Annotated in this window: 23 protein-coding genes and 1 tRNA gene; 16 read left to right on the forward strand and 8 right to left on the reverse strand. The window is 56.3% G+C overall.

The genetic code is table 11. The features are described from left to right. The 10 genes from AC1RN6_RS11740 (at nucleotide 1) to AC1RN6_RS11785 (ending at nucleotide 7,305) form a co-directional block, all read left to right on the forward strand. Nucleotides 1-504 carry a hypothetical protein gene (locus AC1RN6_RS11740; RefSeq protein ID WP_493005476.1) on the forward strand — a complete coding sequence of 168 codons (504 nt, stop codon included), beginning with the start codon at nucleotides 1-3 and terminating at the stop codon, nucleotides 502-504. Further along, nucleotides 501-2,921 (forward strand): DUF7483 domain-containing protein, encoded by a 2,421-nt coding sequence (locus tag AC1RN6_RS11745; RefSeq protein ID WP_493005478.1) that lies wholly within the window; start codon nucleotides 501-503, stop codon nucleotides 2,919-2,921. The genes AC1RN6_RS11740 and AC1RN6_RS11745 overlap by 4 nt, the downstream gene beginning before the upstream one ends. Continuing rightward, entirely contained in the window at nucleotides 2,921-3,406 is a 486-nt protein-coding gene (locus tag AC1RN6_RS11750) for a hypothetical protein (protein ID WP_493005480.1), read from the forward strand. Before AC1RN6_RS11745 ends, AC1RN6_RS11750 begins: the two co-directional genes overlap by 1 nt. Nucleotides 3,407-3,462: 56 nt before the next feature. After that, a complete protein-coding gene (locus AC1RN6_RS11755) occupies nucleotides 3,463-3,846 on the forward strand; it encodes a putative holin (RefSeq protein ID WP_493005482.1) in 384 nt (127 codons plus the stop codon). Then, nucleotides 3,843-4,166, forward strand: a complete 324-nt coding sequence (locus AC1RN6_RS11760; protein WP_493005484.1) for a phage holin family protein — start codon at nucleotides 3,843-3,845, stop codon at nucleotides 4,164-4,166. Before AC1RN6_RS11755 ends, AC1RN6_RS11760 begins: the two co-directional genes overlap by 4 nt. Next, on the forward strand, nucleotides 4,160-4,576 hold the full coding sequence (locus AC1RN6_RS11765) for a DUF5675 family protein (protein ID WP_493005485.1): 417 nt from the start codon (nucleotides 4,160-4,162) through the stop codon (nucleotides 4,574-4,576). Before AC1RN6_RS11760 ends, AC1RN6_RS11765 begins: the two co-directional genes overlap by 7 nt. Next, the gene (locus AC1RN6_RS11770) at nucleotides 4,573-5,094 is read left to right on the forward strand and encodes a hypothetical protein (protein WP_493005486.1); all 522 of its coding nucleotides are present in this window, start codon (nucleotides 4,573-4,575) and stop codon (nucleotides 5,092-5,094) included. The genes AC1RN6_RS11765 and AC1RN6_RS11770 overlap by 4 nt, the downstream gene beginning before the upstream one ends. Nucleotides 5,095-5,246: 152 nt before the next feature. Beyond that, nucleotides 5,247-6,041, forward strand: a complete 795-nt coding sequence (locus tag AC1RN6_RS11775) for a DNA adenine methylase (RefSeq protein WP_493005487.1) — start codon at nucleotides 5,247-5,249, stop codon at nucleotides 6,039-6,041. A 104-nt stretch (nucleotides 6,042-6,145) separates the two neighbouring features. Then, nucleotides 6,146-6,571 (forward strand): hypothetical protein, encoded by a 426-nt coding sequence (locus AC1RN6_RS11780; protein WP_493005488.1) that lies wholly within the window; start codon nucleotides 6,146-6,148, stop codon nucleotides 6,569-6,571. Between the two features lie 56 nt (nucleotides 6,572-6,627). After that, complete coding sequence (locus AC1RN6_RS11785) at nucleotides 6,628-7,305, forward strand: SOS response-associated peptidase family protein (RefSeq protein ID WP_493005490.1); 678 nt, start codon at nucleotides 6,628-6,630, stop codon at nucleotides 7,303-7,305. Nucleotides 7,306-7,335: 30 nt separating this feature from the next. On the opposite strand, the gene AC1RN6_RS11790 is transcribed toward AC1RN6_RS11785, so the two are convergent. From AC1RN6_RS11790 to AC1RN6_RS11810, 5 genes are all read right to left on the reverse strand, one after another. Further along, complete coding sequence (locus tag AC1RN6_RS11790; RefSeq protein ID WP_493005492.1) at nucleotides 7,336-8,130, reverse strand: DUF2971 domain-containing protein; 795 nt, start codon at nucleotides 8,128-8,130, stop codon at nucleotides 7,336-7,338. Nucleotides 8,131-8,158: 28 nt separating this feature from the next. Next, nucleotides 8,159-9,376, reverse strand: coding sequence for a tyrosine-type recombinase/integrase (locus AC1RN6_RS11795; RefSeq protein WP_493005494.1), 1,218 nt, complete (start codon nucleotides 9,374-9,376; stop codon nucleotides 8,159-8,161). 172 nt (nucleotides 9,377-9,548) lie between these two features. Further along, nucleotides 9,549-9,642 (reverse strand) — tRNA-Ser (locus tag AC1RN6_RS11800). Between the two features lie 162 nt (nucleotides 9,643-9,804). Continuing rightward, nucleotides 9,805-11,058, reverse strand: coding sequence for an aspartate kinase (locus tag AC1RN6_RS11805; RefSeq protein ID WP_050477119.1), 1,254 nt, complete (start codon nucleotides 11,056-11,058; stop codon nucleotides 9,805-9,807). A gap of 343 nt (nucleotides 11,059-11,401) precedes the next feature. Beyond that, nucleotides 11,402-11,674: a DUF4148 domain-containing protein gene (locus tag AC1RN6_RS11810; RefSeq protein ID WP_493005495.1), complete on the reverse strand. Its 273-nt coding sequence runs from the start codon at nucleotides 11,672-11,674 to the stop codon at nucleotides 11,402-11,404. Nucleotides 11,675-11,845: 171 nt separating this feature from the next. Here AC1RN6_RS11810 and AC1RN6_RS11815 point away from each other — a divergent pair, with 171 nt between their 5' ends. Continuing rightward, nucleotides 11,846-12,754 carry a LysR family transcriptional regulator gene (locus AC1RN6_RS11815; protein ID WP_493005496.1) on the forward strand — a complete coding sequence of 303 codons (909 nt, stop codon included), beginning with the start codon at nucleotides 11,846-11,848 and terminating at the stop codon, nucleotides 12,752-12,754. Nucleotides 12,755-12,784: 30 nt separating this feature from the next. On the opposite strand, the gene AC1RN6_RS11820 is transcribed toward AC1RN6_RS11815, so the two are convergent. Continuing rightward, a complete protein-coding gene (locus AC1RN6_RS11820; RefSeq protein ID WP_493005497.1) occupies nucleotides 12,785-13,216 on the reverse strand; it encodes a thioredoxin family protein in 432 nt (143 codons plus the stop codon). 122 nt (nucleotides 13,217-13,338) lie between these two features. Here AC1RN6_RS11820 and tsaB point away from each other — a divergent pair, with 122 nt between their 5' ends. Genes tsaB through AC1RN6_RS11840 form a run of 4 tightly spaced genes read left to right on the forward strand, consistent with a single transcriptional unit; the run spans nucleotide 13,339 to nucleotide 16,547 of the window. After that, complete coding sequence (gene tsaB, locus AC1RN6_RS11825) at nucleotides 13,339-14,055, forward strand: tRNA (adenosine(37)-N6)-threonylcarbamoyltransferase complex dimerization subunit type 1 TsaB (protein ID WP_493005499.1); 717 nt, start codon at nucleotides 13,339-13,341, stop codon at nucleotides 14,053-14,055. Between the two features lie 56 nt (nucleotides 14,056-14,111). Then, on the forward strand, nucleotides 14,112-14,540 hold the full coding sequence (gene rimI, locus AC1RN6_RS11830; protein ID WP_493005891.1) for a ribosomal protein S18-alanine N-acetyltransferase: 429 nt from the start codon (nucleotides 14,112-14,114) through the stop codon (nucleotides 14,538-14,540). Then, nucleotides 14,537-15,544 carry a uracil-DNA glycosylase gene (locus AC1RN6_RS11835; RefSeq protein WP_493005500.1) on the forward strand — a complete coding sequence of 336 codons (1,008 nt, stop codon included), beginning with the start codon at nucleotides 14,537-14,539 and terminating at the stop codon, nucleotides 15,542-15,544. Before rimI ends, AC1RN6_RS11835 begins: the two co-directional genes overlap by 4 nt. After that, nucleotides 15,519-16,547: a DUF1853 family protein gene (locus tag AC1RN6_RS11840; protein WP_493005502.1), complete on the forward strand. Its 1,029-nt coding sequence runs from the start codon at nucleotides 15,519-15,521 to the stop codon at nucleotides 16,545-16,547. The genes AC1RN6_RS11835 and AC1RN6_RS11840 overlap by 26 nt, the downstream gene beginning before the upstream one ends. 106 nt (nucleotides 16,548-16,653) lie before the next feature. Here AC1RN6_RS11840 and AC1RN6_RS11845 read toward each other — a convergent pair whose 3' ends face one another. Both AC1RN6_RS11845 and lplT read right to left on the reverse strand, forming a co-directional pair. Further along, on the reverse strand, nucleotides 16,654-17,436 hold the full coding sequence (locus AC1RN6_RS11845; RefSeq protein ID WP_493005504.1) for a hypothetical protein: 783 nt from the start codon (nucleotides 17,434-17,436) through the stop codon (nucleotides 16,654-16,656). 110 nt (nucleotides 17,437-17,546) lie between these two features. Next, the gene (lplT, locus tag AC1RN6_RS11850) at nucleotides 17,547-18,809 is read right to left on the reverse strand and encodes a lysophospholipid transporter LplT (RefSeq protein ID WP_493005505.1); all 1,263 of its coding nucleotides are present in this window, start codon (nucleotides 18,807-18,809) and stop codon (nucleotides 17,547-17,549) included. A 251-nt stretch (nucleotides 18,810-19,060) separates the two neighbouring features. Here lplT and alr point away from each other — a divergent pair, with 251 nt between their 5' ends. Beyond that, the gene (alr, locus tag AC1RN6_RS11855) at nucleotides 19,061-20,146 is read left to right on the forward strand and encodes an alanine racemase (RefSeq protein ID WP_493005506.1); all 1,086 of its coding nucleotides are present in this window, start codon (nucleotides 19,061-19,063) and stop codon (nucleotides 20,144-20,146) included.

Here is a 20,146-nt window from a genome sequence, read left to right on the forward strand (position 1 = left end):
ATGGCAAAGCAAACAGCAATCAAGGCAAAGAAGGTCGGGAGTAACGTAGTCGCACTGGCGGAGTTCGACGACACGGACTACCTCGGAGTGGAGAATGGTGGAACGGGCGCGATCACGCCGCAAGGTGCTCGGACAAACCTTGTAGTTCCGGGATTGGCAACTGCCAATAGCTTTACAAAGGCTAACCGTGGGGTTGTGATTCCCTTGGTAGATGGGGCGACGATCACCCCAGACTTCGACGCGGGGAATAACTTCTCGGTGACGCTGGGTGGAAATCGGCAGCTTGCCAATCCATCGACCGTGATCGTTCCCGGCCAATCTGGAGTGTTTACCGTTACGCAGGATGCCACGGGAGGTCGTACGCTTACGCTCGGCTCGATGTACAAAACAAAGAGCGGTCAGGCCATCAACCTGACGTTGACCGCGGGTGCGACAGATGAGCTTCCATACTATGTCGATAGCGCAAGTCGTATCGTCTTAGGCTTTCTAGGGGATGTTCGATGATTCTCGGCGGCGTCAACCCAATCTTCTTAGGTCTGGATAGTCAGACCCAGATCCAGCGGTCGCTTGTGTTCCGGGGTGCGAGTCAAAACACGTTGACTCGTACCGTATCGGCCGCAGGCGATTACACAAAATGGACGTTCAGCGCCTTCGTAAAAATAGGTGATATCAGCGGTAACACCTTCGGTTTGCTCAGTGCAGGCGGAGACGCGAATAACTTCGGGTCATGTCGTATCAGCGCCAACAGATTTGAGGTATTCCTGTACACAAGCGGGTCGATTCAGTGGCGGGTAGCATCGTCAGCCCTGTTCCGAGATCCGGCCCAGCATGCTCATCTGGTGATTCATTTTGACTCTTCCAATGCGACACCAGCGGATCGCGTAAAGTTGACCCTCAATAACAAGCCAATTGTGCTGAGTCCAATCGAGGGTTATTGCTCAGGTGGCGGCATGTACATAAATACGGCATACCCGCACGTTATCGGAGCGACTGTCGGGTATGTGCCGACCTCTGCATTTGATGGGCTATTGTCCAATGTCCGCTTTATCGAAGGACAAATTGTTCCGGCTTCGGCATTCGCTGAAGTCGATTCGGTCACAAATCAATGGGTTCCAAAAAAGTACATCGGTACATACGGTGGACTCGGCTACGCCCTTGATTTTGAGGACATCAGCGGCTTGACGGCGGCTACGCTTGGCAAGGACACCAGTGGGAACGGGAATGGTTGGACGCCTAATAATTTCTCGCTCACGGCGGGCGCTGGCTACGCGGGCTCGTTCGATGTGCCGACAGACTATGCCGATGGTGGAAATGGTCGCGGCAATTATGCCGTGATGAACCCATTGAGCAAGCAATCGACCATCACGCTATCGAATGCGAATCTTACGGTCACTAGCTCCGGGCATGGCACAGTGGTCTCGACAATCCCTATGGTCACGGGGAAGTGGTATGGCGAGTTTGTGTGGAGCTCGTGGGGCGGCGCGGGCGGTCTGGGTTTCACTGCAAACCAGATGGAGCAATCGGGCGCGTCTGCGATGGCCGGTAAATATTGGGTGTACGACAACACTGGTTCATTCAATTTCTTCAACGGCCCTGCAAATACCTCGCCGGGCGGTGGCCGGATGGCTACCGGCCAGATATGGCATTGGGCGTACGATTGTGCGACTGGCAGCGCGTGGCTCGGCTTCAATAATCAGTGGTTGGATTCGGCGGGGACGTATACCGGCAATCCTTCGACCGGAGCCAATCCAACCTTCAATATGTCGGCGTTCGTCGGCTCGATGATATTTCCGATGGTTGAAGGTGGTGGCAGCGGGACGCTTGGAGTCAACTTTGGGCAGCGCGCATTTACCTACACTCCTCCGACAGGGTTTAAAGCCCTCAATACCCAAAATCAAGCGGATCCTGCCATCAAGATTCCGGCGAAACATTTCGGCGCGTATGTATACGCGGGCAACTCTGTTGTGGGGCGTTCGTTAGCGGGCCTGGGATTTCAGCCGGATCTGGTTTGGATAAAAGGGAGAAACGGCGCGATTCACCATCAATGGCAGGACGTTGTGCGCGGTCCTACGCAAGCGCTGGCGTCATCTTCAAACGGTATCGAAGGCAACAATGGCGTGTCGGGGCTGACCTCGTTCAATGCGGATGGCTTCACAGTGGGCGCGGGTTCGGCGTACAACGCGACAGGAACGAACTATATCGCGTGGAGCTGGAAGGCGGGTGGTGCGGCAGTCGCAAATAACTCTGGGAGTGTGTCGTCTCAAGTATCAGCCAATCAAGTGGCGGGAATTTCCGTAGCTACGTTTGCCACTCCCGCGTCCGGCAATTTCAGTGTGGGTCACGGCCTCAACCAGCAGCCTGCATTTCTGATAGTGAAGGACAGGGCTGCGGCAGCTAACTGGTGCTTGTACCACAAGGGAATGCCGAGCCCGGCAGCTTCGTACATGCAGATCAGCACGACCGTTGCAAGCACTGCGAACACGGCGATCTGGGCGAACGCTGGACCGACATCTTCTGTGATGAATTTTGGCAGCAACTCATCAATGACGGTGTCGTCGACCGCTGTGATGTACTCGTTTGCTGAAATTCCCGGATTCTCCCGTTTCGGCTCGTATGTGGGGAACTCGTCGGCGGACGGGCCATTTATTAATTGCGGATTTCTCCCGAAATTTGTTCTTACGAAAAGGACCGATGCTGCAAATGATTGGATCTTGCATGACACCACTCGATCAGCTTCGAATCCGAGCAGCCTAGAGCTCTATCCGCATTTGCCAGATGCGGAAGGCTCTGTCTTGCGGTTTGACATCGTAAGCAATGGGTTCAAAGTGCGCGACAGCGGGGCAAATACGAATGCCTCTGGCGGTACGTATGTCTATATCGCATTCGCTGAATATCCTTTTAAATATGCAAGGGCAAGATAATGTTTTTACTCAATGGAAAGCAGTTACCACTCGATACGCCATTCACCACCGGCGCGGACGAGAATCTTTTGCAGTATCCCTCTCAATGGTTACGCCATGCCTCGCCGGAAGAGCGGGAGGCTATCGGCATCGTCGAGATTCAGCCGCAGGCTCGGCCTGATGATCGCTTCTACTTTGTCGCCGACAACGGCGACGGGACTTATAGTGCCGTTGAACGATCGCTAGATTCGGTAAAGTCCTTTTTGATTGCGCAAATCAAGGACTCGGCTCGCTCTTATCTCGCTCGCACAAGCTGGTATATCGAACGATTGATGGACCCGACGAGCAACGACAAGGCGGTCCCGCAGGAGGTGCTCGATCAGAGGGCAAGCATACGGCAGCGGGCTGACGAGCTCGAAAGCCAAGTTAATGACTGCGCGTCGATCTCGGAGCTGGAGGAGGTAAAAATCACCTGGCCCTCAGTTGATGATTTCGCGCCAGCGTAGCAAAAAACAATTCAAGTTCAAGCCGCCTTCGGGCGGCTTTTTTTATGGGGGAATTAATGTCGGAACCATTTTCGTCGTCGACCATTGCCGGCTGGTGGATGGTTGGCGGAATCAGCATGGCAAGCGCTCTTGCGGGCGTTGACGGCAATGCGCTGATAGGTGCATTCGCAGGCGCCGCCGTCTTTGTTTTGCGAGCTCAGGACATGGGGTTGGCGAAACGCTTCGGTTACTTCGCAACAGCCATCGCAGCGGGCTACATCGCTTCGCCGGAGCTGATGCGTTGGTTGCCGATTCAGGAACGCGGCGTCGCCGCACTCATGGCCTCTGCTGCGGTGGTGACCTTTGCAAATCGTCTGTTGGACATGATGGCGACCACAACGGTAGGGGATTTTCTCTCTCAAGTTGGAAACTGGCTAAGCCGGAAGGGACCGTCTAAATGAATGTAGGGATTTATCACCCCGTATTTGGAATGCAGCCGTTGTCTATTTTGCTGCTCGTGATCTGCATCGGCATTTTCTTGCGCCTGATGCTCTACCGAAAGCGCTATGCCCGGCACAAAGTCAGCATGTCGGTAGTGGCCTATCTGCTGATCGTGGCATACGGCTGGATGGCAATTCGAATCGTTACTTCGCGTTACGCCTCGATCATTGATCCGTCAGAGCTGGCAGTGCACACGTCTGTACTTTTTGCAGTCATCAGGGCGCGAGGAAATATAGCCCGCTTTTTATTAATCCAGCAATCGCAGGAGAAGAAATGCTGAAACTGTTACTACAACGCGGCATGAGCTCCGCGAAAAGCACGCCGGGAAAATTGTTCGTCGACGGCAAGTTCGAATGCTACACGCTCGAAGATATCGTTCGCGCCCTTGGGGAAAAGGTCTACGGTCAGACCGCGATTCCTGCGGGCATCTACAAGGTCGTACTGACCTACAGTCCGAAGTTCAGCCCGAAGTATGGCGGCAAGCCTATTCCGCTGCTCGTTGCCGTTCTGAATTTCGAGGGCGTCCGCATTCATTGGGGGAATACCGCCGAAGACACAGACGGCTGCATTTTGGTCGGGGATGCACCGACGCCTGATTTTTTGGGGCAGAGCCGTGTTGCGTTTGACCGCTTATACGCGAAGCTGGCTGGCGCGACAGAGATCTTGCTTGAGATCCGGGAGGCAGAATGAACTTCAAGGCTATAGGGGCGATGCTGAGCATTGTCCCGTCATGGTGCTGGTGGTTGTTGTTCGCGCTGGCGATCTTCCTCGCGGGGGATCTGCGCGGCAGCAGTCGTAAGCAGGCGGCTTGGGATAAAGCCGACGAAGCGCGTAACGAGCTCGTGCGAGAGGTCGGACGGGCGCAAAAGTCGGTGGTCAAAAACACGGAGATCGTCTACCGCGATTTCCTTCAACGAATCTATGTGCAGGGGGAATCAAATGAAAAGCGGGTATCCGAATTTATTACTGATGGGGATGATCAGCGTTACGGCGTCAATGCTGGCTTTGTCAGGTTGTACAACGCCGCCTGGAGTGGTTCCGATGCCGGACCTTCCGCCGATTCTGACCGAGGACCCGCCGCCATTCCGTTATCTGAAATTGCCGCCACAGAGTCCCACAACGCCACCAGTTGCCTCGGATGGCAAAAGATTGCCATCGGACTGAGGGAGAACTATCAGAAGCTCCAACAGGCGCAGAAAGCGCCTTAGCGGATTCATGAAGAAGTAAAAGACAGAGCGCCCGCTCCGATTGCGCTAACAATCGGGACGGGCCTCAATGCACTGATGCGACCAGTGAATCAAGCAAAGGCTACTGCCACCTCGCGAGGCGGGCGTATCCTAGCACAACTTACAGGTTCACTATGGCAACACCAACACCAATCATCCCTTGGCTGGGCGGCAAACGTCGCTTGGCAGACATCATCCTTCCTCGCTTTCCCGCGCACGACTGCTACGTCGAGGTCTTTGCGGGCGGAGCGGCATTGTATTTTTTGCGGCCGCAGGCGAACGTAGAAATTATCAATGACATCAACGGCGATCTGATTCGACTCTACCGGGTGATCAAGCACCACATGGAGGAATTCTATCGGCAGTTCAAGTACGCGCTGAGCTCGCGTGAAATGTTCAAGTGGATTCAGGACACGCCCCCGGAGACGTTGACGGATATTCAGAGGGCGGCGCGCTTCTTCTACTTGCAGCATTGCTGCTTCGGCGGGAAGGTCGATAATCAGTCATGGGGAACGCGGACAAGCGCGCCTCCGGTGAATTTCTTGCGCATCGAGGAGATGCTGTCTGCTGCGCATTTGCGTCTGTCATCCGCTTACATCGAGAACGTCGACTGGATGAAATGCATGCAGACCTACGACCGCGACCATACTTTGTTCTATTTGGATCCGCCGTACTTTGAGACGGCGGGTTACGGCGTCGAGTTCGGAGTCGAGGAATACGTGAAAATGGCGGCGTTGATGAGGGGGCTGAAGGGAAAGGCGATTCTGAGCATCAACGACCATCCGCGGATTCGCGAGATCTTCGGTGGCTTTCAGTTGGAGGAAGTGAAAATTGATTATCAAGTTGGCGGCGGGGGCAAGGCAGTGCGCCGGACTGAGCTGATTATCTACAGTTGGGACCGCGAAGCGGAACCTGCTGGCCTGTTCTGACGGGATAGTACGTGCGGGCGTCTGCGAGTGCAGATGTCCGCACTTTTTTTACGTCTGTCGAACGCTGGTATATACTGGATATTCATACAGTATAAGTTTCTGCCATGAAAGTTGCTATTTATCAAATGCGTAGGCATGGAGTTCGCATCCCGAAGCACGCGCTCTCACGCGAGGTGGCGCATGACGGGGAGCTATCCATCAACACGACTCAAGATAACCGCCTGAATCGCGTATCGAAGACGGCGAAGCTCGTGAGTACGTACGACACTACCTACGAGCTGATGGACGTCGATATCCTCTGGGCAACCGATGATAATTTCGTCCTGTCCGGCTTCGAGCAGTACAAGAACGGGGCAGGTGAGATTGTCGACTATGCGCAGTCTTGGCTATGCCTCCTTGGTGTAGGGCGGCGCTTGAAGACTGAAAGCGAGCTCTACGAAGAGCAGCAGGCGCGAAGGAACAAAAAGTCGACAGCGCCGGAGCCGTTCCTCGATTGGGCGGCAGCGTCGGCAAGAGTGCGAGGCGGATAGCGGAAATCTTTTTGGGCGGATGGCATCATATGAACCTCTGACAGGAGGTAGCGGCAATGTGCATCGACTTTAATGGGGCGACCGAAGAGGAAATTCTCGAAATGATCGACGGGCTCGATGTCGACGATATCGAACCGATGTCGTGGCCGGGCGAGACATGGCAAGACGATCCAGCCCCGATTGTGCGAGCGGTCGACGGCAAGCCGCAGTTGATTGTCGGGACTTATGGTTTCCGCCCGCGCAGCAAGTTCAAAGAGGGTGACAAGTTCTATCCCACCATGAATGCGCGTGCGGAGACTATCGGCGAGTTGCGCACTTATTCCAAGGCTTGGCGCGAGGGCCAGCTTTGCCTCCTGCCCACTAGACGGTTCTACGAGCCGAATTGGGAGACCGGCAAACATGAACGATGGGCAATTGGGATGGCGAACGATGCGCCGTTCTGCGTGGCGGGAATGTGGAGGCAGTTAAGAGACGAGGGCGGCGGCTTTCACTTTGCATTTACTCAGATCACTATCAATGCAGCCGATCACCCTCTAATGAGCCGGTTCCATAGGCCGGGAAAAGAGAAGCGCAGCCTGGTGATTGTGCCGCGCGATTCTTATGACGACTGGCTTACCTGCAAGGATCCCGAATTTGCCAGATCAATGCTTGTTCCGTACCCGGCTGAGCTCATGAAGGGCTGGCCAGCGCCGAAGTCGTCGAGTCGATCGGCTGCCGAATCTTCGTTGTTTTGACAGCCGGCTAGTAGTGTCGATGCGGTCGGTTTAGTCGTCGTCCTCGGTAAGGGTCTCGTCCCAGTTCTCGATGTGCGCGCCTGCCATGCTCCATGTATCTGATTCGAACCAGCAGTTGAATACTTTTGCGGTGGGCGATAGTTGGGCGGAGATCTGTCTAAGTAAATGAATGACTGTCTGGCGGTCATGCGCCGAGCGTAAGCCAATGTACACTTCTGCAATCGCTTCTCTGCGAATAGGTAGTAGATGCGTTGTGCCACCATACGCCCACAGCTCACCCGGCAAAACAGTGCCGCCAGCGGCGCTGATCGCATCGACGCGTTTAACGACGCGAACCTCCTCCTCGTAGTGCCATTCGGCGCTTTTATACAAGAACATTCGTTGAAGCGCTTCGAGATACTCAGGGGAAAAGGCTTGAAGCTGGCCGCCGCGTACCACGTCATCGGTCGACCTCAGATACGAATGTCTCGGTTTGGAGAGCGTGTAGATTACGCTCCCATACTTGGCGGGTAAAACGCATCGCGTTTCGTCATTTAAGTCTGTTGCATCGAGCTCGATGCCGACGACTATGCCTGTATGGTTCTTTGCATAGTGCGACCACATGATCGGACTTAATGGATTGCGGGTTAGTGATAAAACGCCGTAGTTTGCAGCAATTGCGAATCGCAGGTTGAGGCCGCGATATGGGTCGCTCTCGTCGCCGGGGTGCGCGGAAGCGCTTGACTCTGATGGGTCATTTAGCGCTGACATTTGAGTGAACCCTAGCGTCGCCGACGTCAGCAGCTTCATCGCAGAATCGAGTTGCATATACTTGTATAGCACCATCTTGTTTCCCTCCCCCTTCGAAGAAGTGCTACGCCGCGAGCTGAAGGCGTCCGGTGTTAGCCTCGATGACGAGCTTGTCGATATAGTCGGACCAATCCTGCATCATGGCCGTGCGCTCGGCGAGAAACTTTGCGCGATCATAGGCTTTGTCGGTCTTGTCTTTCTTGACGTGCGCCAGTTGCAGATCCGCGACCTCGAATGAATAGCCGAGCTCTTGCATCAAGACGCCCATGGCGAGTGAGCGGAACCCGTGGCCGGTCATTCGCCCTTTGTAACCAAGACGCTCTAACGCTTTCAGGACTGCATTGTCGGACATATGCTCCTTCGGCTTACGCTGGTTCGGAAAAATGTAATAGCTGCGCCCTGTAAGGGCCTGTATCTCGCGTAGGAGCTCGATGCACTGCCTGGACAGTGGAACCACGTGGTCGCGCTTCTTCTTCATGCGCTCGCCGGGGATGATCCATTGTTCTTTTTCGAAGTCGATCTCATGCCATGGTGCGGCGATCAGTTCGGTCGTACGAACGAAGGTGCGCATCATCAGCCAGAATGCGACGCGTGTTGCCAGAAACATGCGGTGCGGCGTCGTAACGACCGTCCGTATGAATTCCGGGAACTCTTCGACCTCGATGGAGGCAAAGTGTCCCTTGACCGGCACCTTCAGCACGTCCTTAAGCGAGTCAGCGGGATTCATCGTTATGTGACCGCACGCGATGGCATAGTTAAACACGCGTGAGCAGATGCCGCGTGTACGAGACGATACTTCCAGAGCGCCGCGCTCCTCAATCTTTCTGAGTGCCTTCAGGACCTGCTGCGGAGTGATCGACGAGATCGGCGCGGATCCGAACTCCGGGAAGATGTCTGTTTCTAGTCGATGGATATTGTCTGAAGCGGTGTTGTCTGCCCAATCGTTTCGTTTGACCTCATGCCATTCGCGGGCCGTGAGCTCGAAGGTCTGTTGCGCGGCGGTGAGCTGCTGTGCCTTGGCAATCTGTTTGGCGACGTTGGGGTCGATGCCGTCTTTGAGCTTTTTGCGAGCGGCTTCCCAGATCTCGCGAGCCTCTAACAACTTGACGCCGGGATAGACGCCCATGTTAAAAGACTTTTGCTTCCCTGCGAAACGATACGCACCAATCCAGTATTTGCTGCCATTCGGATGCACCAAGAGGACGAGGCCCCGGCCATCGGATAGCTTGTATTGTTTTTCAGTGGGCTTTGCGTTCTTGCAGGCGGTGTCTGTAAGGGCCATGGTGCGAAATGTTGGTTAAAGAAATTAGGCCGTTTTTTTTGACCAACGGATTAACCATCATTTTCGCTGGCTGCTAACGAACGGCAACGAACGATAATAAACTAAAAAAGCCGGGTTCTCATAGAGAGAACCCGGCTTTCTGAACGTTAGCGAACACTAACGAACGTGTTCTTGGCGGAGACGGAGGGATTCGAACCCTCGATACAGGTTTAAGCCCATATGCTTCCTTAGCAGGGAAGTGCCTTCGACCACTCGGCCACGTCTCCACGCTGTAGACAGATACTGCGCTGCCTCAGCAAAGAAGTTCCGCATAATATCTTTTCATGCGGATTTGGTCAATGAAACTCTGCAATTTTGAAGGAATTATTTTTCCATCCGGCAGAATTTCAAAGACGTATGCTACGGCTTACTTACCGCGCACTTGTCGCTTACTTGCCATTTTCCAGATCAAAGGCCTTATGCAACGCGCGTACGGCCAGTTCCATGTATTTTTCGTCGATCAGGACCGAGATCTTGATTTCGGATGTGGAAATCATCTGGATGTTGACGCCTTCTTCGGACAGCGTGCGGAACATTTGCGATGCGATGCCGACGTGGCTGCGCATGCCGACGCCGACCACGGAGACCTTTGATACCTTGGTGTCGCCGACGATGCTGGCGGCGCCGATGTGGGCCTTGACGCTGGCGTTCAGGACTTCAACTGCCTTGGCGTATTCGGCGCGCGGCACGGTGAAGGTGAAGTCGGTTTTGCCTTCGACGGACTGATTCTGGATGATCATGTCCACTTCGATGTTGGCGTCGGCGATGGGGCCGAGGATCTGGTAGGCGATGCCTGGACGATCTGGTACGCCGAGTACGGTGATCTTGGCCTCATCGCGGCTGAATGCGATGCCGGTAATGGTTGCTTGTTCCATCTTGGTGTCTTCCTCAAACGAAATCAGTGTGCCGGACTTGGTTTCTTCTTCCAGCGACATTAGTGGGTCGGTCAGCGATGACAATACGCGCGTCGGCATCTTGTAGTTGCCGGCAAATTCAACCGAGCGGATCTGCAAGACCTTGGAGCCCAGGGATGCCATTTCCAGCATTTCTTCAAACGTCACGGTGTTCAGGCGGCGTGCTTCGCTGACTACGCGCGGATCAGTGGTGTAGACGCCATCGACGTCGGTGTAAATCAGGCATTCTGCCGCTTTGATGGCAGCAGCAACTGCTACAGCCGAGGTGTCGGAGCCGCCACGGCCCAGCGTCGTGATGTTGCCGTCGGCATCAACGCCCTGGAAGCCGGTAATGATGACGATCTTGCCTGCGTTCAGGTCTTTGCGCACCTTGGCGTCGTCAATCGAGCGAATACGGGCTTTGGTGAAAGCGGAATCGGTCTTGATCGGCACTTGCCAGCCGGCGTAGGAGACGGCTTCTTTGCCGATTGCCTGCAGCGCCATTGCCAGCAGAGCAACGGAAACCTGCTCGCCCGTGGAGGCCAGCATGTCCAGTTCGCGGGAATCGGGCTGGGCCATAATTTCCTTGGCCAGACCCAGCAAGCGATTGGTTTCACCAGACATTGCGGAAGGAACAACAACGATCTGGTGGCCTGCGTCGTGCCACTTGGCAACGCGCTTGGCGACGTTCTTGATGCGCTCTGTCGAGCCCATCGAAGTGCCGCCGTATTTGTGAACGTATAAAGCCATAGGAAAGGTAGGTCTGAATTGCGTGACTGAGTACTGCTATTGGCGCTGCTATTTGTTGCCGGGATTGCCAGAATCTGCACAAAAGGCCGGAGGAAACAAACCCTCAACTTTACAGGCAGAGGCTCAAAATAACAAGCAAAAGGCACTGAAAATGGGCGTTTTCGGGCGATTCCGGGGCGGTTTTACGGAATTTGATGCAGAAGGGAAATGCGCAGGAGGATGTTGAACACGCCATCCACCATGGTGCTGCCGTGTGGCAGTCCGACCAAGGTAGACGGTGGTTGCGGGCGGAGCCGCAGGATTGCTTGCTGCTTACAGCGAGTAACGCAGGGTACTGATTAAATTAAGCACCGGCGTAGACGCTGCTGTCGATAGCCGACTTCGATTGGCTGACGACATCCGAACGTGTCAGCGGGCTGCGCGCCTGGATGACGATCGGATAGTTGTTGCCGTTGGTGATCAGGCCTTGGGCTTGAGCTTGTTGCAGTTCTGCAGTCACTTCAGCGCGAGTCTTGGTCGACACGAACTTGGTTTCTGGTGGAAATGGCGATTCGGCCATGGCGGCGCCGGCAGCGGCAAAGAGGACGATAGCGGCAGTGATTTGCTTGGTGTTCATGGTAATTCTCCCTATAACAGTAAATGAAAGTTGCACGTCGATGAGCGGGTGATTTGGCTTGTGACTGCATGTCCGTCATCGATGGAGCAAGTGTATCTATTGCTTAGGTCGAGAAAAATGGGTTTAATGGCAATGCACTATTTCGATTAAAGAAACAATCAGGGGCTTGAAATGGATCGCTTGCACTCAATGAAAGTGTTTGCCAAGGTGGTTGAGCAGGGGAGTTTTGTCCGGGCGGCAGAAATCATGTCGCTGTCGAATGCGGTGGTGACGCGTTATATCGTCGATCTGGAAAACCACCTCGGCACGCGTTTGCTGAACCGCTCGACACGTCGTCTGTCGCTGACGGAGTCGGGGCAGGCTTTCCTGGAGCGCGTCCGGCACATTCTGCCAGAAATTGAAGAAGCCGAAGCGATTGTGGCGATGGAGACCAAAAAGCCGGCCGGGACGCTCTCGCTTTATTCGCACGTGAGCTTCGGGCAGGGACAACTGGGCAAGTTGCTGCCGGAGTATTCGAAAACTTATCCTGATGTGATGCTCGATATCACCTTGTCCGAACGCACCATGGACCTGGTCGAAGAAGGGATGGATATTGGCTTTTTCAGCAGCTTGCAGAAGTTTGACGCCAGCATGGTGGTGCGCAAGATCGGCGTGGCCGAAGTGGTGCTGTGTGCTTCGCCGTCTTACATCGCCAAGCACGGCGCGCCGGATACGCCGGACGATCTGACGCGCCACGCGTGCCTGAATTTTTCACATGAGCATTTGCGCCATTACTGGCACGTCAAAACCGATGAGGGGATTCGCGACATCCCGATTACCAGCAAGCTGGTGTCCAACAGCGCCATCCTGCTGCGCGACTTTACACTGGCAGGCATGGGCATCACGATGCGGCCGTCTTTCAGTCTTGGCGACGATCTGCGCTGCGGCAAGTTGCAGCGGGTGCTGGCGGATTATCAGATGGGGCAGGTTGCGGTGATGATGGCCTATCCGAGCCGACGTTTGCTATCGGCCAAGGTGCGCAGTTTCGTGGACTTCATCATGGAGAAATTTCCGCAGCCGGAGTTGGATCCCTGGCTGTAATAGGGATAGCACGGACAACACGGACCGGCTTCAGTCGGCGTCGGAAAGGGCGTTGAGCCGCTTTTGCAGATCGCATTCCTGCCAGCTGCGGCGTTCGTCGCTGCTATGTGCTTCGCGTTCCAGTTCTTCCCCGGTTTGGGTCGTCAGCGCTTGCAGCAGACGCTCCGACTGGCGCGTATCCGGCTCCATGGCGCCGAAGAAGCTGACCGTTGATCCTTGTTGCATCAGCAGGGTCGGGAAGTTGTCGATGTCGAGGTCGCCCACGAGGTCGGCCTGATCTTCGATATCGATCCAGACGAAATGGTGCTCCGGGCGACGTTCCGCCCATGCAGAAAAATTGACAGCATATTCGCGGCAGCTGCCGCACCAGCCGGCGCACAGGCATGCGACAACCCACTTGCCGCTGCGCAGGGCGGCGGCGAGCTCTTCACGATTGTTGTTGGAATAAATCTGATAGGACATAAGGCGGCCTATTCTACTCCGGATGCAAAAAACCGGCGCAAAGGAGGGCAGTGCAGCAATTCAGCCCCGAAAAGTGATTTTCTCGCAAGGCCGGCTCTGTCCCGGCGCGGTAAAATAGCGGGATGTCTATCATTCTTGCCATTGAAACCTCCACCGAACTCGCCTCAGCCGCTTTGCTGCATGGCGACGAACTGATCGCCCGCGAATCGCTGGGCGTGCAAACGCATTCCGAAACCATTTTGCCGATGATTCAGCAATTGCTGGCCCAGGCTGGTATTGCCTTGTCGCGCTGCGATGCGATTGCTTTCGGCGTCGGTCCAGGTTCCTTCACCGGCGTGCGCACGGCTTGCGGCGTGGTGCAGGGACTGGCGTTCGGCAGCGACTTGCCGGTGATCCCGGTGGTTACGCTGGAGGCGATGGCGCAAGCGTGTTTCGAGACCGCGCAGTCGGCTGATGTGCTGTCGATTCTCGATGCGCGCATGGGCGAAGTATATTGGGCGCAATATCGCCATCACGCCGAGGGCTGGCAGATCGTGGTGGAGCCGACTTTGTCGGCCGCTGTGGACGTGCAGGCGCAAGGTGCCGTGCAGGCTTGCGGCAATGGATTGAAGGCTTACGCGCAGGATTTTTCCGCGCAGGCATTTGCAGCGACCGGCATGGCGCAATGGATGCCGCATGCGTCGCAGGTCGCAACGCTCGGCGCCAAGGCTTTTTCGCAAGGACGGATGATTCCATTGCAGGATGCGCAGCCGCTTTACCTGCGCAACAAGGTCGCGCTGACGACTGCAGAGCGGCAGGTACGTGATTCGGGAAAAAATCTGGCGAAAGGTGCGGCGTGAACGACGCCTTGCTGCACACGCTGGAGAGCAAATTCGGCAAGCTGGAGTTCGGGACCATGCAAGTTGCCGACATGGACGAGGTGGTGCAGATCGAGGACCAAATTTACGCGCATCCCTGGACGCGCGGCAACTTCCTCGATTCGTTATTCAGCGGTTATCAGACGCAGACCATGCGCGATCCGTCCGGGCGGCTGCTGGGATATTTTCTGGTGATGGAGGCGGTGGATGAGGCGCATCTGCTCAACATCAGTGTGGCAGAAGATGTGCAGGGTGAGGGTTTTGGACGCTTGCTGCTGGATTGCGCCGTCGATCTGGCGCGCAAGCACAAGATGACGATCATGCTGCTGGAAGTGCGGGTGTCTAACCTGCGCGCGCTGCATGTTTATAAACGCTATGGTTTCGTTGAAATCGGCCGCCGCAAGAATTACTACCCGGTCGATCAACATACGCGCGAAGACGCGATCGTGATGAGTTTACCGCTATGAGTCAGCATACATTGGCCGCTTCGGCCCGGGTATTGGAAGAAATCGGTGTCGGCCCCGTCTGGGTCCGGCGGCATCTGCCTGTCGAAGCCGTCGACGCTGTGGCAATGGAAGAGGCTGTGCCGGCAGAAGTTGCGCAGGCATCCGCAGCAGCACCGGTAGCGGTGGCGTCGCCGGCATCTGTGCCGGCCGCGCAGCCGGAGCGCGTCATTGTTTCCAAACGCGACGCCATCCTCGCTGCTGCGGCGGCCATTCAGCAGCGCCCCTCTGCGCCCGCACAGCCATCTTCAGCAGCATCGGATGACGGTCTGCCGCCATGGCTGAGTGAGATGGATGGCGCCGACATGGTCTCGGGCGGCTTCATGCCATATGACGACGAGGAGGATGACGAGCCGGTAGTGCGGATTAATCCCGCCATCGCCACGATGGATTGGGGCAAGCTCAAGGAAACTGTCGCCGATTGCCAGCAATGCGGTCTGTGCAAAGGGCGCAAGAAAACGGTGTTCGGTGTCGGCGACGAAAAGGCCAAATGGCTCTTCATCGGCGAAGGTCCGGGGCGCAACGAGGATATGCAGGGTGAGCCCTTTGTGGGTCCGGCCGGCAAGCTGCTGGACAACATGCTGGTCGCCATGGGGCTCAAGCGCGGTGAGAACGCCTACATCGCCAACATCGTCAAATGCCGTCCCACCGACGAAAACGGCAAGGACCGTCCGCCGTCGCCGCAGGAAGTGGCATCGTGCATCCCGTATCTGCAACGCCAGATTGATCTGATACAGCCTACCGTGCTGGTCGCGCTGGGCAAGACAGCGGCCTTGTCGCTGCTGGGGCTGGACCCGGCAACGCCGGTCTCGAAATTGCGCGGCACCGTCCATCGCTATCGCGACTTGCCGCTGGTTGTTACCTACCACCCGGCTTACCTGTTGCGGCAGCTTGGCGACAAGAGCAAGGCCTGGGCCGATCTCTGCCTTGCCATGACCACTTATGCCGACACTACAAACGCAAACTGAGCAGTCTCTCGAATCAAGCAGCCGGGCCGCCTCGTCCGGCCGGACCTATCAATCGCAGTTTCATGAACGCTGGGGCAGTTTGCGCGATCCGCATGTGCGCGCACTGGCCTGGCTGCTGGAAGCCCCCGATCTGCTGGACGTGCATGCCGCGCGCTGGAGCGGTCGCATCGCGGCGCTGGGGCCGCTCAGCGAAATGGACATCACCTGGCTGCATGCCCTGGATCGTAATCCGCGTGCCCTGTATATGCTGATCAACGCTCAGCCATCGGCGCGACTGGGACGTTATGCCGAGAAACTGCTGACCTTTTATCTGCAGCAAGCGGGACGGCTGATCGCGCACAACGTACAGGTTCGCAACGGCCCGAACGACACCATCGGCGAGTTCGATTTTCTGGTACATGACGAAAATCGCACCGGCGCCGTACATTGGGAATTTGCGACCAAGTTCTATCTGCTGGAATCGCATCAGGCACAGATGCAGGCCGAAGCCTTCGTCGGGCCAAATCTGGCGGACTCGCTGGGCGCGAAGATGGACAAGATCATGCAGCAGCAACTGAAGTTGGCGGAGCACCCGGCTGCCGCTCAGTATCTGCCGCAGCCGGTGACGCATGCGCAGGCGCTGGTGAAGGGATGGCTGTTTTATCGTGATGCCGTTGCTGCCGCCACATCGTTGCCGGCAGGGTTGGGGATTGCCCCGGCGCATTGCCGTGGATTCTGGTGCGAACTGTCCGCCTTGGATTTGGCGCTCGCCGAGCACTATCTGGTGCTGCCGCGCCTCGAATGGCTGGCGCCTGCGCGTGCACCGGCTGCAAAGGCGTTGTCGGCGCATCAGCTGCATGAAGCCGTCTCTATGTGTTTTGCCGAAACCCTGGCGCCGGTGATGATCGCCGTCTGTGATCGACACGGCGATATCGTGCTCGAGCGTCACCGCGGTTTTATCGTGCCGGATGACTGGCAGGAGAAGGCGGCGCAGCGTGTGCAGCATGCTGTCGTCAAATACTGAGGGCGCCGTCCTCATTTTGGGAGCGAGACTGAAAAGCAAAAAAGCGCGTTTGAAGACGCGCTTTTTTACTTTTGAGGCAAGAAATGCAAGAAATGGATCTATCCCATCATTGCAGATCCGGACGCAATAAGAGCAATGTCGCCGGTGGAACCGGGCCCTGCAACGAGCAGGCAATGCGCGTGCCGGGATACGCTGCCTGGTCGGACTTGTCGATGATCAGGATGCGTTCTGCCGTGTCCGTCGGCATGCCGTGAAAACTGGATGGATTCGACATTCTGCGCCAGTTGGTGCCGTCCCAACGATCAAGCCGCACATACGCGCCATCCTTGTCGGCGCGCAGGCGTTTGAGTTCGGGCAGGCGCAGCGACAGGATGCGAAAGGTTTCTCTCGGCGACAGCGGAGTGAAGAAGCCCCACCAGTAGTTCGGGCTGCTCGCGGTTCCCAGTGTCATCACTTCATCGAAGTAGCCGCTGACGGGCAGATTAAGCATGGTCGGGTTGTTTCTGGCCGCGACGAAGTGCTTGTCCGGAGAGCCGCGATCGGGAACCAGGATATTGCCGATGTCGCCCCTGGTGGCAATCGGCCAGTGTGGTGAGAGTTCGTTCTTGTACTGACCGGCGATTTTGAACATCGCACCGTCGCAGTTGGCGAAGGCTTTGAGCAGTTCGTCGGGCGCGGCTTTTTGTCTGGCGGCGGGATCGGTTACTGCCTGATCTTTTTTATCGTTGGCGCGATCAACGATCCGCTGCGCTTTTTGCTGCTGGCGCTCCAGTTTCAATTGCCGTTTGGCGGCGCGTTCTTCCGGTGTGGCGCAGGCGCCGAGCAGGGCAAGAAGCGAAATGGACAGCAGCAGTCGTTGTGTAATTTGTGCAATATGCGGCAGGGGCATGGTTCCTCTGTTTTTGTTGTGGCAGAAACGGTGCGATGCTGCTGGTGTTGCCATAGACCGGGAGAAGTCCCCACTTCACCCGGAGGGCAAGTCGATCAGTCGGACAATCTTCAGTGCTTGTGCTCGCCGATCAGGGCCAGCGAATCGTGGTCGCGCTGATTGGCTGCGTGACGGCGCATGATCAGATACATGATGCTGGCGACGAACACGCCGAAAATGATGATCACGATGTTGACATTGAGATTAAGCCTGACCATCAGCGCATACAGCACCAGCATGGTCAGTACGGACAGGTTTTCATTAAAATTCTGTACCGCAATGGAATGGCCTGCGCTCATCAATACGTGGCCGCGGTGCTGCAGCAGCGCATTCATCGGCACCACGAAGTAACCCGACAGCGCGCCGATGATGATTAGCAGCGGATACGCGATCCAGATTGAGGTCACCATGGTCATGGCCATGACGACCAGGCCCATGATGATGCCCAGAGGCATCACGGTCAGCGACTTGCGCAGAGGGACGAAACGCGCTGCGCCAACGGCGCCCAGCGCCACGCCGAGTGCCACGATGCCCTGCAGAATGGCGGCCTTGTCCAGCGCCATATGCAGGGACTTTTCGGCCCATTTCAGGACGATGAATTGCAGCGTGGCGCCTGCGCCCCAGAACAAGGTGGTTACCGCCAGCGAGATCTGACCCAACTTGTCTTTCCACAGCGTGGTGAAGCAGTTGGAAAAGTCGGCGATGAGTTTGATGGGGTTGTGCTGCTGATGGGCGTAACGGGCGCCGGTGTCGGGGATGTTGAGGTTGAAAATGGCGGCGACGATGTAGATGACGGTGATGACGCACAGGGCCGCTTCGGTCGGGGTATTGATACTGAAATCGAAAACCGGGAAATCAAACGCGAGCAGCACGGAGGCGATGTGCGGATTGACCAATGCGCCACCCAATACCGTGCCGAAGATGATGGAACAGACCGTCAGTCCTTCGATCCAGCCGTTGGCTGCGACCAGTTTTTCAGGTGGCAGCAGTTCGGTCAGGATGCCGTATTTGGCCGGCGAATACGCCGCAGCGCCGAAACCGACGACGGCATACGCAATCAGGGGATGAACGGTAAAGAACATCAATGCGCATCCGACAACCTTGATCAGGTTGGTGATGAACATGACCTTGCCTTTGGGGAAGGCATCGGCAAAAGCGCCCACGAAGGCTGCCAGCAGCACATACGACAGGACGAAGAACAATTTCAGCAGCGGCGTCATCCATGCCGGAGAGTGCATCTCCGCAAGGAGTGCAATAGCAGCAATAAGCAGGGCGTTATCGGCAAGCGACGAAAAAAACTGCGCCGCCATAATTGTGTAGAAGCCGCGATTCATCCGTATCCAAGATGTGACAAATTATCTCCGGCTTGCTTTATACCATGAAAAGATGACATGCCAGTGATAAGTATGATGGGTGAATATAAGGGCAGGAAGCGTAACCAGGAGCAATTCGGCTTTGGTGCATTCGCTTCATAGAAACAAGTTGGTCCGGTAAAATGAGTTCTTGTTCCCGAATGGCCCGATTTCTGTCGCTGCCATCGCGTTTGTATTCACAATCAGCCCTTTATTTGCCCTTATCTGCTTCCATGCCAAGACCAATCGTAGCCACCATTGACATTTCTGCACTACAACACAATCTCGCGGTCGCGAAGTCGCGTGCTCCTCGCGCCAAGGCGTGGGCGGTGGTCAAGGCGCAGGCATACGGCCACGGCTTGTCGCGTGCGGTACGCGCGTTTGCCGATGCAGATGGTCTGGCGCTGATTGAAGTCAACTACGCCGTGCAACTGCGCGAACTTGGCTGGAAGAAGCCGATTTTGCTGCTGGAAGGTTTTTTCGATGCGGACGATATTCCCGTCCTGGAGCAGCACCAACTGCAATTCGCCGTGCATTGCAATGAGCAGATTCAGATCCTGGAAGCTGCGAAGCTTGCTGCCGATACGCAATTTGACGTGCATCTGAAAATGAACAGCGGCATGAATCGCCTCGGTTTCAAGCCGGAAGCCTACCGTGCCGCTTATGAGCGGCTGCAGAAACTGGCCTGCGTGCGCAGCATCACCATGATGACGCACTTTGCCAATGCCGACGATGCATCCAATCCCGACTTGCCGCTGGCGGAACAGATCAAACGCTTCAAGGCAGCTACGCAGGGGCTGGCCGGTTCTTGCAGCGTCTCGAACTCCGCCGCAGATTTGCTGCACGCCGAGCTGGCGTATGACTGGGTGCGGCCGGGTGTGATGTTATATGGCGGTACGCCGGGTGGCGGCACTGCCAAGGACTTCGGCCTGCGTCCTGCGATGACGCTGGAAAGCGAGATCATCGCCGTGCAGGAAATCGGCCCAGGGGACGCGGTCGGCTACGGCAGCCGTTTTGTCGCGGACAAGCCGATGAAGATCGGCATCGTCGCCTGCGGTTATGCAGACGGCTATCCACGCCATGCGCCGAATAACACGCCGGTCGTGGTCGATGGCGTCAACACCGGTACTGTCGGTCGCGTCTCCATGGACATGCTGATCGTCGACCTGACCCACATTCCGAATGCCGGCGTCGGCAGCCACGTTGTTCTGTGGGGTGAGGCTTTGCCGATTGACGATGTCGCTTTTGCGGCTGGCACCATAGGCTATGAATTGATGTGCGCTCTGGCGCCACGCGTGACCGTGCGGGAAAAGAACTGA

The organism is Herbaspirillum sp. GW822-FHT03A08 (assembly GCF_058801885.1).

Excerpts from the sequence above, each read along its gene's own strand:
- AC1RN6_RS11740 (WP_493005476.1), top strand. The coding sequence starts at position 1 with ATGGCAAAGCAAACAGCAATCAAGGCAAAGAAGGTCGGGAGTAACGTA.
- AC1RN6_RS11745 (WP_493005478.1), top strand. The coding sequence starts at position 501 with ATGATTCTCGGCGGCGTCAACCCAATCTTCTTAGGTCTGGATAGTCAG.
- AC1RN6_RS11750 (WP_493005480.1), top strand. The coding sequence starts at position 2,921 with ATGTTTTTACTCAATGGAAAGCAGTTACCACTCGATACGCCATTCACC.
- AC1RN6_RS11755 (WP_493005482.1), top strand. The coding sequence starts at position 3,463 with ATGTCGGAACCATTTTCGTCGTCGACCATTGCCGGCTGGTGGATGGTT.
- AC1RN6_RS11760 (WP_493005484.1), top strand. The coding sequence starts at position 3,843 with ATGAATGTAGGGATTTATCACCCCGTATTTGGAATGCAGCCGTTGTCT.
- AC1RN6_RS11765 (WP_493005485.1), top strand. The coding sequence starts at position 4,160 with ATGCTGAAACTGTTACTACAACGCGGCATGAGCTCCGCGAAAAGCACG.
- AC1RN6_RS11770 (WP_493005486.1), top strand. The coding sequence starts at position 4,573 with ATGAACTTCAAGGCTATAGGGGCGATGCTGAGCATTGTCCCGTCATGG.
- AC1RN6_RS11775 (WP_493005487.1), top strand. The coding sequence starts at position 5,247 with ATGGCAACACCAACACCAATCATCCCTTGGCTGGGCGGCAAACGTCGC.
- AC1RN6_RS11780 (WP_493005488.1), top strand. The coding sequence starts at position 6,146 with ATGAAAGTTGCTATTTATCAAATGCGTAGGCATGGAGTTCGCATCCCG.
- AC1RN6_RS11785 (WP_493005490.1), top strand. The coding sequence starts at position 6,628 with ATGTGCATCGACTTTAATGGGGCGACCGAAGAGGAAATTCTCGAAATG.
- AC1RN6_RS11790 (WP_493005492.1), bottom strand. The coding sequence starts at position 8,130 with ATGGTGCTATACAAGTATATGCAACTCGATTCTGCGATGAAGCTGCTG.
- AC1RN6_RS11795 (WP_493005494.1), bottom strand. The coding sequence starts at position 9,376 with ATGGCCCTTACAGACACCGCCTGCAAGAACGCAAAGCCCACTGAAAAA.
- AC1RN6_RS11805 (WP_050477119.1), bottom strand. The coding sequence starts at position 11,058 with ATGGCTTTATACGTTCACAAATACGGCGGCACTTCGATGGGCTCGACA.
- AC1RN6_RS11810 (WP_493005495.1), bottom strand. The coding sequence starts at position 11,674 with ATGAACACCAAGCAAATCACTGCCGCTATCGTCCTCTTTGCCGCTGCC.
- AC1RN6_RS11815 (WP_493005496.1), top strand. The coding sequence starts at position 11,846 with ATGGATCGCTTGCACTCAATGAAAGTGTTTGCCAAGGTGGTTGAGCAG.
- AC1RN6_RS11820 (WP_493005497.1), bottom strand. The coding sequence starts at position 13,216 with ATGTCCTATCAGATTTATTCCAACAACAATCGTGAAGAGCTCGCCGCC.
- tsaB (WP_493005499.1), top strand. The coding sequence starts at position 13,339 with ATGTCTATCATTCTTGCCATTGAAACCTCCACCGAACTCGCCTCAGCC.
- rimI (WP_493005891.1), top strand. The coding sequence starts at position 14,112 with ATGCAAGTTGCCGACATGGACGAGGTGGTGCAGATCGAGGACCAAATT.
- AC1RN6_RS11835 (WP_493005500.1), top strand. The coding sequence starts at position 14,537 with ATGAGTCAGCATACATTGGCCGCTTCGGCCCGGGTATTGGAAGAAATC.
- AC1RN6_RS11840 (WP_493005502.1), top strand. The coding sequence starts at position 15,519 with ATGCCGACACTACAAACGCAAACTGAGCAGTCTCTCGAATCAAGCAGC.
- AC1RN6_RS11845 (WP_493005504.1), bottom strand. The coding sequence starts at position 17,436 with ATGCCCCTGCCGCATATTGCACAAATTACACAACGACTGCTGCTGTCC.
- lplT (WP_493005505.1), bottom strand. The coding sequence starts at position 18,809 with ATGAATCGCGGCTTCTACACAATTATGGCGGCGCAGTTTTTTTCGTCG.
- alr (WP_493005506.1), top strand. The coding sequence starts at position 19,061 with ATGCCAAGACCAATCGTAGCCACCATTGACATTTCTGCACTACAACAC.